The 14,052-nt window shown below is 59.1% G+C and carries 11 protein-coding genes; all 11 read right to left on the reverse strand.

Annotated features, from left to right (window positions below; translation table 11 throughout):
- Positions 1–77 precede the first annotated feature (77 nt).
- Positions 78–1,130 (reverse strand): LLM class flavin-dependent oxidoreductase, encoded by a 1,053-nt coding sequence (locus CJ178_RS17515; RefSeq protein ID WP_095887231.1) that lies wholly within the window; start codon positions 1,128–1,130, stop codon positions 78–80.
- Positions 1,131–1,240: 110 nt separating this feature from the next.
- Positions 1,241–2,992 (reverse strand): FAD-binding protein, encoded by a 1,752-nt coding sequence (locus CJ178_RS17520; protein WP_257013246.1) that lies wholly within the window; start codon positions 2,990–2,992, stop codon positions 1,241–1,243.
- A gap of 1,093 nt (positions 2,993–4,085) precedes the next feature.
- Complete coding sequence (locus CJ178_RS17525; RefSeq protein ID WP_095887233.1) at positions 4,086–5,294, reverse strand: MFS transporter; 1,209 nt, start codon at positions 5,292–5,294, stop codon at positions 4,086–4,088.
- Between the two features lie 258 nt (positions 5,295–5,552).
- On the reverse strand, positions 5,553–7,025 hold the full coding sequence (locus tag CJ178_RS17530) for a 3-oxoacid CoA-transferase subunit B (protein WP_095887234.1): 1,473 nt from the start codon (positions 7,023–7,025) through the stop codon (positions 5,553–5,555).
- A gap of 197 nt (positions 7,026–7,222) precedes the next feature.
- Positions 7,223–7,447 (reverse strand): lipoyl domain-containing protein, encoded by a 225-nt coding sequence (locus tag CJ178_RS17535; RefSeq protein WP_095887235.1) that lies wholly within the window; start codon positions 7,445–7,447, stop codon positions 7,223–7,225.
- A 66-nt stretch (positions 7,448–7,513) separates the two neighbouring features.
- Positions 7,514–8,533: an alpha-ketoacid dehydrogenase subunit beta gene (locus CJ178_RS17540; RefSeq protein ID WP_095887236.1), complete on the reverse strand. Its 1,020-nt coding sequence runs from the start codon at positions 8,531–8,533 to the stop codon at positions 7,514–7,516.
- Positions 8,530–9,531: a thiamine pyrophosphate-dependent dehydrogenase E1 component subunit alpha gene (locus CJ178_RS17545; protein ID WP_095887237.1), complete on the reverse strand. Its 1,002-nt coding sequence runs from the start codon at positions 9,529–9,531 to the stop codon at positions 8,530–8,532. Before CJ178_RS17545 ends, CJ178_RS17540 begins: the two co-directional genes overlap by 4 nt.
- A gap of 55 nt (positions 9,532–9,586) precedes the next feature.
- A complete protein-coding gene (locus CJ178_RS33725; protein ID WP_095887238.1) occupies positions 9,587–9,994 on the reverse strand; it encodes a 2Fe-2S iron-sulfur cluster-binding protein in 408 nt (135 codons plus the stop codon).
- Entirely contained in the window at positions 9,991–11,415 is a 1,425-nt protein-coding gene (locus CJ178_RS17555; RefSeq protein WP_143547525.1) for an aromatic ring-hydroxylating oxygenase subunit alpha, read from the reverse strand. The genes CJ178_RS33725 and CJ178_RS17555 overlap by 4 nt, the downstream gene beginning before the upstream one ends.
- An 830-nt stretch (positions 11,416–12,245) precedes the next feature.
- Entirely contained in the window at positions 12,246–12,593 is a 348-nt protein-coding gene (locus CJ178_RS17565) for a hypothetical protein (RefSeq protein ID WP_095887241.1), read from the reverse strand.
- 47 nt (positions 12,594–12,640) lie between these two features.
- Entirely contained in the window at positions 12,641–13,612 is a 972-nt protein-coding gene (gene lipA / locus CJ178_RS17570) for a lipoyl synthase (RefSeq protein ID WP_095887242.1), read from the reverse strand.
- Between the last annotated feature and the right edge of the window lie 440 nt (positions 13,613–14,052).

The raw sequence follows: 14,052 nt of genomic DNA on the forward strand, positions 1-14,052 counted from the left end.
GGCCGGCCTCGGACCGCCACCCAAAATCTCGCGATCGAACCGGGGCCGATTTGCGACCCCGGTTCGATTGCGCAGAGTCAGAGTTGCGGGCGCACTTTCTCGGCGAACGTAGTCATCGACTGGAGAACCTGCTCCTGCGGCTGGCTCCCGCCGCCGTCGAACCAGAGCACCAGACCTCCGAGGCCCGTGTAGCTGTGGAAAGATGCCACTTCCTCCGCGACGTCATCTGGCGACCCCAGAATGAGCATCTTGCGTTCGACGTATTGCTCGAAAGTGAGATCCTCGATGCTGAGGCCAACCTTGGCACGGTTCTTCTTCTCCCCAACGAACCACATATAGCCCTCGCGGAATTCGCGTCTGGCCTGCTCGGCGGTATCGGCGACATGGGTTGCTTTGAACTGTGAACTGCGAGAGAGGTTTTCATCGATCGCGTCGAACGAGTGTCCTGCCGCACGTGCCTCCTCGCGGTAGACCTCGACCAACGACTTCACCTGGTCACGGGTCGCACCTCCGAGCACGAACGCGAAACCTTGGCGTGCGGCCGACCGGAGTGACTCCTCGGTCGAACTGACCATGACATAGGTCGGCGGAATAGGCTTTTGGAACACCTCCGGGAAAAGTTCGACTTCGTCGATCGTTTCACCGACACCGGGCACCTGGTGGTACTTGCCCTGGAAATTGACCTTCCCGGTCCGCCATGCCTGCATGACGATTTCGAGGACCTCGTTGTAGCGCTCCTCACGCTCGGTCAGGTCTATGTTGTAGGCCTGGAACTCGACCGGATCATAACCCTTGCCGATGCCGAAGTTCAGCCGGCCACTACTCAACTGGTCAATGTAGGCGTAGTCCTCAGCCAGGCGCAGCGGGTGGTGCATCGGCAACCGTGAGACCGCGGATCCGACACGAATCCGTGTCGTGGCGGCCGCAGCCGCGGCCAGCAACAGTTGCGCCGAAGCCGTGATTCCGAACTTGCGACCGTTGTGCTCGGCCACCCAGGCATCTTCGAAGCCGAGCTTGTCGGCATGTTTGATCTGCTCGAGCGCTTTGTTCACCGCTACGTTGTGGCTGTGCCACGGCGGAACGGTGGACAAAGCGAAGACTCCATAACGGGGAGTAGATGCAGAACTCATTGCGTTCCAATCCGAAGTAGTTGGTGTCCATTTCGACCTATCCCAAGGCCTGCGTCATGAACGATGTAATGACAAATCCAGGTATGTGTTCGTGCGTTAACTGACATCGGTCAGGTACCAGTTACTTCTTGTACAGGCGATATCCGGCGAAGTTGCGCGCTTTTCGCCGCGTGTGCACCAGCGCGGCGGCCCGAGTAAACACCATCGGCAAGTGACAGACCGCTGACATAGCTGTGGGAGCAAATTCCGATTGCACACCGGCCGACGGCATAAATCCCTGAGATGGGCTGGTCCGCACTGTTAAGGACATGGCCCGAGGACTCGTCCACCCTGAGACCGCCGAGCGTGAATACCGTGGCTGGATACAGCGACGAATTCTTGATGGAAATCATGACCGCCCTGAACGGACCTTGTTCGATCGCCGTGCATAACCCGGCCGCCTTGTGGCCCGGATCGCCGCTCGTACTTGCGATTCCGTCGTTATAGGCGCGCACTGTCTGAACAAGACCAGCCGGCGGGACGCCAATCTTGGCGGCAAGAGCATCCAAGGTGTCTGCCTTCTTGTGCCCTGCGGTGAACAAATACATCGTTTGCGGAAATTGGAAGGCTTGCCGACACTGCTTGCGGACCTGCCCGCGAGCCTTCTTCCAGCTCTTGGCATCAAGAATAAGAAAGCCCTGCCCTTGATGCTCGGTGATCATGACCTCGGCCAAACGCGCGCCATACACGTCCTCATTGATGATTCGTGCACCCGTCGGGCCCACCGTCACACCCTCGAGGAAGGCGCTCGGCGGTGACAGGAACCGCCAGGCCGCCAGCCGATCGAGATTGGTGGCTACACCACCGGCTGATATCCCGAGGTTGATTCCGGTACCGTCGTCGCCCACCGTGCCCAAGGGAAGCAGGCCCGGGTCTTGGAAGGGACCGGCGTGCTTGGCCATCATCTCGGAATTGAGTACGAATCCGCCGGCAGCCAGGATCACAGCATTGGCTCGGACGCTGACTTCAACGGCGTTCTTCTCCCAGAGTTTCTCGGCCTTGGCGTTGAGTCGGGCCCCGATAGGCGGAACCCAGTTCCCCAGTTTTCCGCCGACCTTGCTCAGCTTCCGGTGGCTGTCGCCACCATCGTCGTCAGGATTCATACTCCGATAAACCACACCGACAACCGCACCATCTTCGATGATGAGCTCGCTGACACGACTCAACGGCTTGAACTCAACGCCCTTGGCAATGGCAGACTGGCACAAGCTCATGGTGAGCGTGTGCCCACTTTTTACGCCCTTTGCAACCTGCCGGTGCCCGCGGGCGGCCGGTACTGCCTCGAGATTGTAGGGCCACGCTGTTTCGTTACCCGAGTAGTACAGGTAGTGCGTGTCGGCCGTGTAGGACGCCTTGTACGGCGACAACGTTCCTTGGAACTGCGCACCTTGCTGTTCCAGCCAATCAACCATGGCCGGACTCGTCTCGCAGAAATGGCGGAGTGTCTCATCTGAGACCACACCGTTCGCTTCCTGACGAAGGTAGTTGAACATGTTCTGCGGGCTGTCTTGCACACCGGCTGCCTGCTGATACCGCGTTCCGCCGCCTGCGTAGATCACACCGCCCGAGAGCGCAGCGGCTCCCCCGCCGTAACCGCGATCGAGTACGAGAACCCTCGCACCGGAATCGGCGGCCTCGATGGCTGCCGACGCTCCCGCCACACCGAAGCCCACAATCACAACGTCGTAATCGTTTTGCGGCTTCACAGTGACATTACTTTTGACCATGAGACTCCTTCTGATAACAGATGAATAAATCAAAAGCGCCGAAAACTGAACAAAGGACCAACTCGGCACAGGACCGCACCACAGCTCCGCACTCATGAAATCGACGTTTCATCAAGATTCAGGAACTGATCGGTCATGTCAAGGGTCTAGACCGCCATCCTGAAAGACAACCCCAAGTTTCAGAAAAATGGTGTAAGTGGATCGAGGGAGTGTCATAAAAATGGTGTAAACGAATTTAGGTGGTGTCAGAAAAATGGTGTAACTTCTGCCATCAGGCCACTGATCATTGTGAGCTCTATCCGGCCCTGCAACGGCCCCTGAACGGTTCTGTAACAACCACCTGAATAAAGTCACTCAAGGGGCAACTGATATCGTTTCCGTCGATGCTGCAAGCTTCCCATGATGGCCGGAAAAGAATTTCGACGCACCTTTAGATGGGAGGCAACTTGGTCAATTCTCTACGGTTTTTCACGAACTGACCTACCGAAGTTTTCGAGCATCCGCAAGATCACGACGTGGTGGTTTCCTCCCACATAGGCCTTGCGGTCTAGTGCGCGCCCGAATCCAACCCGGACGAATTCAACCATGACCAGCAGGAAGAAGCGCTCGGTGGACAGCACCGCCTTAAGCAGCCGAGGATCGGCACTATCGAATCAGGCTTGAGATCATTCTTACGGCGCGGGTTATCGAAACTCAGTTCGGTGATTCCTTCTTTACGTAAAACTGAAGTACGGCACATGCGTGACATTTTCCCGAGACTTCATATCCTGATTCAATTCTTTTGCGATCAGCGAATTAAGCTTCGTTTAGACACGGTTAAGTCTGTCGATTTACCGCCACTAAAGAGCCTGCACAAGGACAGAATGCCATCAAGTGGATACCGAGCCGATCTTCACGCCGGCGCCAGCCCTGCAGTCGCGAATACTTCGGATACCAGAATCGAATTCTAGGTTACTCCGGGAAATGTTCTTTCCGCTCGCGACAACGCGATTCTTGACGAATCGGGTTCACGCATGGACCCACTTCTAGACAGACCAATTCGGAAACGATGAAACCAGGCAATATCGTCAAAGCTGACAAGCGCTGAGATCTACCGGATCAATCGTCCGTCTAATTCTAATTCGTATCCAGGTTTCGGTGCCGCATGGCATTCGCGCGGTAACGCCTACTCTGGACGAGAATTTCTGGCTCAGGACATGAACTCGAGGCTTCGCCGTGGGTGAAACACCGGCACCGTCGCCAATGAGACGAACGCGAGCCCCAGCAGAACTGCATATCCGGCGGTGAAGCTTCCCGTGAACTGCCTCAACACGCCGAGCATCGCCGGTCCCGTCGCGCCGACGAGGTAGGCGACGAGCATGACCATGGCGCCGAGCCGCGCAGCGTCCGCCTGCGTGTGCGTCACGTCCACGAGTGCAACCATCGCCAGTGTCGAACTACCGCCGGCGCCAAACCCGAACATGACCATTGCAGGTACAGCGAGCTCCAGTGGCGCGAGGACAAGGCACAGCATGCCGGCAGCTGACAAGGCTACGACGAGCGCAAGTAGCAGTCGCCGGTCGGACGTGTAATCGGCGAGCACCGGCAGTGCCAGCATCGCCAAGAGCCCTGCGAGTTGGAAAATCACGAAGTAGCCGGCCGCCTGCTGCTGTGAGCCGCCCAGATGGATGTAGAGCGGCGAAACCCAGGCCAGCCCGCTGAAACCGATCATCATCGCCGAAGCGGTGAACCAGGTGATCCACCAGGCGGTCGGTGCGCGCCATGGCAGTCGATGATCGACGACTGGACCTGCCGGCCGGACCGCGTGAAGCCTCCGCGCTGTGCCTGCCCAGACCAGCAAAGTCACCGCAGCGACTGCGCCCCAAAGGGCGAGCGCTTGCCGCCAGCCGCCAAGCCACTCATCGGTGGGCACGGCAATCCATGCTGCGAGCGCCACGCCCACCGAGGTACCGACCGAATACAGACCCAACGCGAACCCACGCCTCCGCGCAACGTGAGTCATGATCAGGCTCGGGACCAAAGCGGAGGCTCCGCCCATTCCAGCCCCGACCACCATGCAAGAGACGAGGAACAGTGGCAGGCCCACTGGGATAACGCGGGCTAGACAACCGATCGACAACACACCGAGCATTACGGTCATCGCGTTGTTCACTCCGATGCGAGCGGCGACCTTCTGCCCCATCGGCGCGCCAATCCCCATGAAGGCCACGGCAACTGACGTCAGTAACCCTTGGGCGAGGCCGGACAGGTGTAGGTCACGCGTCATGTCTTGGAGCAGCGGCGGTATCGAGCCGAGCGAGGCACGCAAGTTCAGCCCTATTACGGCCATCAACGCAATAATCGCCCACGCCGGGACCGTGGCCTGTTGTGCGCGAGCCGTGACCGCGGAGCCGGTCACTGGGCTTCGCTGACGAAGTGCAGCAGGGCCGTAACGGGCTGGTCGGCAACTTCACACCGTGAGAAGTCCAGTCGTCCGTGCAGGGCGACACCGACAATCTCAGCAACACCGGCCACTGACGGTATTTCAGCTTGGCCGTTGTGCAAGCGCCTAATGATGACTGCCTCCTATCAAGCTGATTTCGGTAAATTCCGAGGGCACATGCCGACGTGGGGGCAAGACCTACTCAATGTTCCACTTCTTGGAGATTTCATTCGTTCAGGCTGGCAGCGAGATCGTGAAGGGCGCACCAGTGCGCTCGCGGAGGTAGTCGAGTGTGACGCCCGGCGCCAACTCTCGGAGGGCGAGCCCATGTTCTGTGACATCGAAAACACAGAGGTCGGTGATGATCCGGTCGACCACACCCAAGCCGGTTATCGGCAATGTGCATGAATCGACAACCTTGAAACTGCCGTCTCTGGCGATGTGCTCCATAAGCACGATGACTGTCCGGGCTCCGCCCACCAGATCCATCGCGCCACCCATACCCTTGACCATCTTTCCCGGAATCATCCAGTTGGCGATGTCACCGGTGGTCGAGACCTGCATTGCCCCGAGAATCGCTGCATCAATTTTTCCGCCTCGGATCATGCCGAAACTCGCAGCCGAATCGAAGATCGATGCGCCCCGGCGAAGTGTGACGGTGGCTTTGCCGGCATCGACCAGGTCAGGGTCTGTATCGCCGACGTACGGTGCTGGTCCGGTGCCAAGCACTCCGTTCTCTGATTGCAGCACAATCTCGACGTCATCGGGAACATGGGCTGGAACCAAAGTCGGCAATCCGATGCCGAGGTTGACATAGTTGCCATCCGACAGTTCCTGCGCAGCTCGGGCGGCCATCTGATCACGACTTAGACCAATGCGTAGTTGACCGTATTCATCACTGCGACTAGATGATTCAACTTCTACCGAACCACTCGTTACTCGATTGCGAGTAACCAGTTTTTCAATCCGCTTGTCAGCTGCTTGTGCCGGAGTCATCGCGAGCACGCGATGCACGTAGATGCCGGGTAGGTGAATCTCGTCGGGGTCGAGCTCGCCAGGCTCAACGAGTTCTTCGACCTCGGCAATCGAGATCCTGGCGGCCATGGCCGCCAGCGGATTAAAGTTTCGGGCCGACCTATGGAATACCAGGTTCCCGTGCCGATCGCCCTTCCACGCCCGCACCAGTCCGAAGTCGCACGTAATTGCCTCTTCGAGCACGAAAGTGCGTCGCTGACCGTTGAAGTCGAATTGCTCCGTCCCCTTCGGCGGGCTCTGCTCGAGCACCTCACCGTCCGGGCCGAACAACCAGGGCAAACCCCCTTCAGCGACCTGGCTGCCCACGCCGGTCGCGGTATAGAACGCAGGAATCCCGGCACCGCCGGCGCGCAACTTCTCAGCCAATGTCCCCTGTGGGACAAGCTCCACCTCGAGTTCACCGCCCAAGAACTGCCGCTCGAACTCCTTGTTTTCACCGACGTAGGAGGACACCATTCGCTTGATCCGCCGCTCGCGAAGCAGCAACCCGAGCCCCCAGTCGTCGACCCCGCAGTTATTCGACACGGTCACAAGATCGCGGACGCCCTTTTCCAAGAGACCTGCGATCAGCAGACTCGGAATGCCGCACAGGCCGAAGCCGCCCACCGATAACTTGGCTCCATCGTCTATTCCGTCGAGCGCTTCGGCGAAAGTGCCGACAACCTTGTCCATTCACAATCTCCCTACATTCGATAGCACAGTCGTTCTGGCGCAGTACCTTTCACGGCGCGCAGCCAGATGACCAATCGATGCGAGCTCACACAGCCGACTGACGCCGCCACTGCGCCGGCTGGCGTGATGCGACGCTGCGACCACATCCGTTGTGGCGGTGAATGTTCCAGTGTCGCATTCACCGCCACACAGGGCCGCTAGGTCAGCTCTCCAACCACAGTGCCGACTGCATATGTTTCGTCTGCCTCTGCCTTGATCTTCAAGACACCGTCGACAGGTGCCTCGATCTCGGTCTCGATCTTGTCTGTTTCGAGGAGGTAGATGCCCTCGCCCGCACTGACTGTCGCGCCGTCTGCCACAAGCCATTCGGATAGCGTGCCCTCAACCATCGTGACCCCCAACTTGGGAATGCTCAGTTCCATCGTTCTTGTCTCTCCTTCAGAAATCGTCGAGGCGCGCACTAACGTGCCGTCAGTACTACGTTCAGCTCAGCGAAAAAATCCCAGGACTGCCTGTTCGATTGCAGAGCGACTCGGCATGTACGCCTGCTCTAACACCGATGCATATGGGACCGGCGTGTCGGCTGACGCCACCCGACGCACCGGGCCATGCAGGTCGCCGAAGAGCTCTTCGCTGATCGTTGCCGCAAGCTCCGCCCCGAACCCGTTGCGGCGGACCGCTTCGTGCACGATGACGGCGCGGCGAGTCCTACCTACCGATTCGAGAATCGCATCAAGGTCGAGGGGAACGAGCGTACGCAGATCGAGCACCTCCGCCTCGATACCCGCGGCGCTGAGGTCGTGCGCAACTGCCAGGCAGTCGTGGACCTGTCGGCCCCAGCTGATGAGGGTGACGTCGGACCCTGGCCGCGCGGTCCTGGCCTTGCCGAGCGGCACCCGGTAGTCGCCGGCGGGCACGAAGTCCGAGGCGGAAAAGTACAACGGGTACATCTCGATGAACACCACCGGGTCGTCATCGAAAATCGACGACAAAAGTAGGCCCTTTGCGTCGGCCGCCGTCGACGGAATCACGACTTTCAATCCCGGGGTGTGGACGAGGGGGCCTTCGAGCATGTCCGAATGCTGCGCACCGAAGCCGCCGCCGGCGCCGGTCATGGTGCGAACGGTCAGCGGAACATTGGTCTGCCCGCCCGACATGTATCGCAGTTTGGCCGCATGATTGAGCAGCTGGTCCGCGCACACTGCCATGAAGTTCATGAGCATGATCTCCGGAATAGGCCGCATTCCGGTGATCGCTGCGCCGATCGCCGCACCCATGATCGCCTGTTCGGAGATGGGTGTCGGACGCACGCGCTCGAGGCCGTACTTGGTGGACAGGCCCTTGTGGATACCGAACCCACCGCCCTTCGGGTCCTGGATGTCCTCACCGAGTTCGAATACCGAATCGTCGATATCCATCGCTATATCGATAGCCTCGGAGATGGCCTCGATCATCTTCATTTCACGCCCGGCCACCGCGCCATCGCTGGGCTTACTTTGTACTGTCATCGAGTTTCCATCCCGTACACGTCGGTGGTCAGATCTGCAATATCAGGCAGCGGAGCTGCCATCGCGTATTCGAATGCGTCGTCAATTTCCTTCTGCAATGCACCCTCGATCGCGGCCACCTCGGCTTCGGTGCGATACCCGGACGTGATGATCCGGTCGCGCAATCGCGGCACCGGGTCCGCGTCGATAGCAGCCTTCAACTCTTCCGCAGGCTGGTACTCTTTCGTGTCACCCATCATATGGCCCTCGAATCGATAGGTAACCGCCTCGATCAGCGATGGGCCGTCACCTGCGCGTGCCGCGTCGATTGCGATCCGGGCGGCTCTGTACATCGCTTCGGGATCGTTTCCATCGACATGCATGGAACGCATCGAGTAGGCCGCACCGCGCTTCGCGATCTGATCGACCGACGTTCCTTGATCGTACGGCGTATATTCCGCGTAACGATTGTTCTGGCAGACGAAAACAACCGGAAGCTTCCACAGCGAAGCCAAATTCAGCGCCTCGTGGAACGCGCCGATATTCGCAGCACCGTCCCCGAAGTTCACCACCGCGACTTGACCACTCCGACGCATCTGAGCCGACAGCCCCACTCCGACAGCGATCGGTATCCCGGACCCGACGACACCGGTCGTCACGATCAGGCCGGACGCGACGTCCGTTATGTGCATCGGGCCGCCTTTTCCTTTGCAGCTACCACTCGCACGCCCGAAGAGTTCTGCGGTCAGAGTCCGTAGGGGAACACCCTTCGAAACTTGATCATGCACGCCGCGGTACATGGTCACCACATAGTCATCCGGCGCCAGCACGGCATTGATCGCCGCCGGAATGATTTCCTGCCCGCGCGCGGAATAGTACATCCCGCCGACTTTTCCCGCATTCATCATTGCGCGATACTGGTCGTCGTAGAGCTTTGCCTTCGTGGCGGTCGTGAATATGCGAACAAGGATGTCCGCGTCGACCACCGGTTCGACTTCTTCGGCGATTGAACTTGTCATTGATGCACTCCATTGGGCTGCCGAGCGGCTATCCGCTCGATCACGAATACGGGCTCTAGTTTGGATCTTCTGGAAGTAGTTTTTCCTGCTCGACCCTGCGGACCCCGGGCTTTCTAACCACGACATCGCCGCGAACCTTCACCTGACACGCGAGCCTGACACGGCGGGGATCAATTCTTCGTCTCCGCCGTGCAAGGTCCCTGGTCATCTCGGCCTCGGGCTCGGTGTGGGGAGAAACCAGGTCGAGTCCCTCGACGAGTTCGCACTTGCAGGCCGTGCACTGTCCCACCCCGAAGCAGAGCGTCGGCCAGTGGTATCCCTCGCGCCAAGCGGCCTGCATCAGGGACTCGCCCGCCCGCACCTCGATGACATGACCGGCAGGTTGCACGGTCATCCGGCCGGCGATGGGCTCGTCCGGTCGAGATTCGGCAGTCGGGGTACTCCCCGCCGTGCGATCGCTCATCGTGCCAGGTAGCGGTCGATTTCGTTATGCATTCCGTAGATCATCTTCTCGAACCGAGGAGACATGGTGGCCTCGGCGAACGCACTGCTCCGGTACCCGGCCTGCTGGCGCTGGATATTCTCGGTGTCCTGACGCAGAACGAACGGCAGATCCTTCACGGCGAGCGGGCCTTCCGGCTGTGCGGGAGCCTGCTCCCCGTCGGCCTCGACCGGAATCTGCATCGCAAACACCTCGAAGCGGCAGACATTCGGATCGGACCCGATCGGTCGCATCCGGTACAGCAGGAGGTTGCCGGTCAGTCCGAGGAACACCATGTTCGGGAAGACGTAGCCATAGGACGACGCCTCGGGATCGGGAGGAGGCAGCGGAATTCCGGCATCCTGCGCATACGCGAAATATTCTGCGAAGAAGGCCGGGACCATCTCCTCGTCCGGCAGCCCTTGGTGGCGGACCCGATCGCCGATGAACTCCTCGCGTTCGGTGAGGTACGCGCCGGCGGTGCCTTCGAACATAATCCGATTCTGTTCGAGGAAAAACTCACCGAACGGCAGGTGTGTGACGGGCATCGGCGCCATCGGAGCGCCTGTCACTTCATCGGTCTTCATCCTGGCACCAACATTGAAATGCCCATTGCCCTTGGGGTGGAACTCCAGGAAGTCCGCGTCATAATCGTCGCCTGTTGCTCCGAATGCAAGCTCCGGATGAGCTTGCATGACGTGGTATGCCTCGATAAATGCCTCGGTAGCCACCTTCCAATTCGCTGGAAGATCCAAGTACTTCCACCACCGGACCCGCATGCGGTCCATCCACATCGGCTCGAGATGCCTATCCATCGGACCGATGAACTCATCGAACGAAGGCGCATCATTGTCGAAATTGATCCAGACAAAACCATATCGAATCTCGGAACGAACCTCTTTCAGATTGATCTTCGATGGATCAATTGACTCTGCGATGAAACCATTTCGGGCATAAAGGTACGACTGGGTCCCGTCGAGGTTCCATCGCCACCCATGGAATGGGCACACAATCTGCTTACCACTGAACGATCCACAATCGAGCGCGAGCTGCGTAGCCCTATGTGGGCAGACGTTGTGGAAAACCTTGATGGTCTCCTCATCGACCCGCACAACCATCACGGACTCTTCGGCGACTTTGTACTCAACGTAGTCGCCAGGAAACTGGACATCCTCCACCCGGGCAGCCCACTGCCAAGTGTGCATCCACAGCTTTCTGTTCTCTAGATTGGCAAATTCTTGGTCGTAATAGCGTTCAGCAGGAATATGCACCCCATCCGCCATACGGAACGGCACCCCGGACGTGTCTACATCGAGATCCGGGAGACACGGATTGACCTCCAACTGGGGTAGCGGCAATTCGCCATCCCCGGCCAAATTGTTTTGCTCGATCTGAGTAGTCAAAACATATCCTTCCAGTTATTTCCAACCCACCTGGTAAGCACTGCTTCTAGATTCTTCTTTGCTTCATCTAATCGTCAGCGCAGCTCCGAAGCTCACAATCACGGCATCATAATCGGTTTGCAGCCCCCACTATGAGATCGCTTCTGACCATAAGACTCCTTCTGATAACAAGCCAGCAAATCAAAAGCATCGAAAACCCGTACAAAGAACAACCAGAAACAGGAACGCACCACACCCCATGCTCATGAAAGCTTACGTTTCACAAGCGTCCAGGAGCCAATAGGCATTTCACAAACATTCAGGAATCGAAAGGCCGTGTCAAGGGGTGCCGTCCATCATCTACGCAGCAACGGAGAGTTTTGCAAAAAAGGTGTAAGCGGATCGAGGACGTATCAGAAAAATGGTGTAAGCGGATCGAGGACGTATCAGAAAAATGGTGTAAGCCGATCAAGGAAGTATCAGAAAAATGGTGTAAGCCAGCCGAGCGGGTATCACCGACAAGGTACTGCGATGACCGCGAGAAGCCAGTGTGTGAACGCGAGCATTCTTGCGACGGTCGGATCAGCGCCCTGCCACAACAGCGCGTAGTCAGACGTGGACGCGTGGGCGTGACTCGTCTCCGTCGCATTCAACTTCGGCGTACGCACGGCGGATCGCGAACTGACACGCATCAACGTCACGTTGACCACGCCGGAAGGGTGGGACTGGCACGACGACCACCGGCTACACCCAGATCTAGGGCTAGCCAACCGTGCCCAATGCGAGCACCCCACTGCGCCACCCTCACGCCGAGTTGCGGCCGCATACGCGCGGCAGAAAACCCGACTGGCTCAATTTGTACTGAACTTTTCGTGTATTTGCGCAGAGCGCGCGGCGCCACCCCGGTGTGAGCGCGTCTGGCGCGCTTCTCCGCCCGATCGGCGATCGCAGACCGCGAGCATTTCGGCCCGCGTCGACTCGTCCGGAACCAAACTGGCGTGAGTGGCGAGAAGTTTCGCGAGCCGTGCGAAGTAGACCTTCGAAGATACGCCGAATGTCACGAAAATGTCTTCGTCACTTCCGCCACCGTAGGGCGCCCACAACGTTGCGAATTGGATGAGTTCCGCGGACCGGATTGTGCCGGCGGACCCGCCGGAAACGCCACCGAGTTCGACGACATCTGCGGAAGGTGAGGACATGGGGGATCTCCTTGTACGGGCGGAACGTGGAATCAAGTGGGATGGATCTAACGGGATGAGATAGCGGCGACCGCATCGGCGTGCATACGGCCGGCGCGGTAGGAAGACCGGACCAACGGACCCGACATGACGCCAAGGAAGCCGATCTCCCGCGCGATCTGCTCGAGGTGGGTGAACTCCTCCGGCGCGGCCCACCGTTCTACCGGATGGTGCCGCGGGGACGGTCGCAGGTACTGGGTGATCGTGATCAGCTGACAACCCGCCTCCTGCAAGTCGTGCAAAGCCTGGATCGCTTCGTCCGTGTTCTCACCCAACCCGAGGATGAGATTCGACTTCGTGATCAGTCCATTCTCGCGGGCCCTGGTGATCACCTCGAGCGACCGTTCATAGGTGAAGGCCGGTCGGACCCTCCGAAACACTCGGGGCACGGTTTCGACGTTATGTGCCAACACTTCTGGCCGCGTATCGAATACTTCTTGCAGCTGGGCATCATCCGCGTTGAAGTCCGGGATAAGCAGTTCGACACCGGCACCCGGACACAACTGGTGGATCTGACGCACGGTTTCGGCATAGAGCCAGGAACCGCCGTCCGGGAGGTCGTCGCGGGCAACACCGGTCACTGTCGCATAGCGAAGGCCCATCGAGCGAACCGATTCGGCAACACGTCGCGGCTCGTCGCGGTCCAGCTCAATCGGCTTGCCAGTATCGATCTGGCAGAAATCGCAGCGCCGCGTGCACTGGTCCCCACCGATCAGGAAGGTTGCCTCACGGTCCTCCCAGCACTCGAAAATGTTGGGGCAACCGGCTTCCTGACACACGGTGTGCAAGTTTTCGCGCTCGACGAGCTCAGTGAGCGCACGATACTCCGGCCCCGTACGAACCTTGACCTTCATCCACGGCGGCTTCCTCTCTATCGGGGTCCGGGCGTTGCGAACCTCGAGTCGGAGGAGTTTCCGGCCACCCGGGGACGTCCCGAGGGCGCCAGACGCGGCGGAGGATACGGGGTCATCAATACTCATGTGGAACTCCTTCGTTCGCCGGAGCCGGCGAGAGTTCGCCCGAAGAGTCCGACTGCTGCGAGATGACGAGATGCCATCGGTAATGTGAGACCCGCACGATCGGCTGGAGCTGCACCCTGGCGACATCGCGCACCGGCGGATGCGAGCCGCTCTCGATAACCTTTGCGTGACTATGTATTTGGCCGACGTCTTTTGGGCATCGAACACTCGGGTGTAAGAGTTCACAGCTGAGCGAGGTCCAGACCGAGGATGTCAAACGTCCAAGCATTTGGCAAGGGCGCCTGGTGACTCGTCAAGAAATCCTCTGGTATCGAGGATCGCCGCCCGCAAGGACATGTCCCGACGAATTGCGGAGTCATCGACAGCGTCCCGCCAATCCACGCCGGCGAAGCGGACCGTTTACACCTTTTTCCCGGCGGACCCCTGAAAATTGTTTACCC

This window comes from Rhodococcus sp. ACPA4 (assembly GCF_002300185.1).
In the GTDB taxonomy this organism is placed as follows: domain Bacteria; phylum Actinomycetota; class Actinomycetes; order Mycobacteriales; family Mycobacteriaceae; genus Rhodococcus_F; species Rhodococcus_F globerula.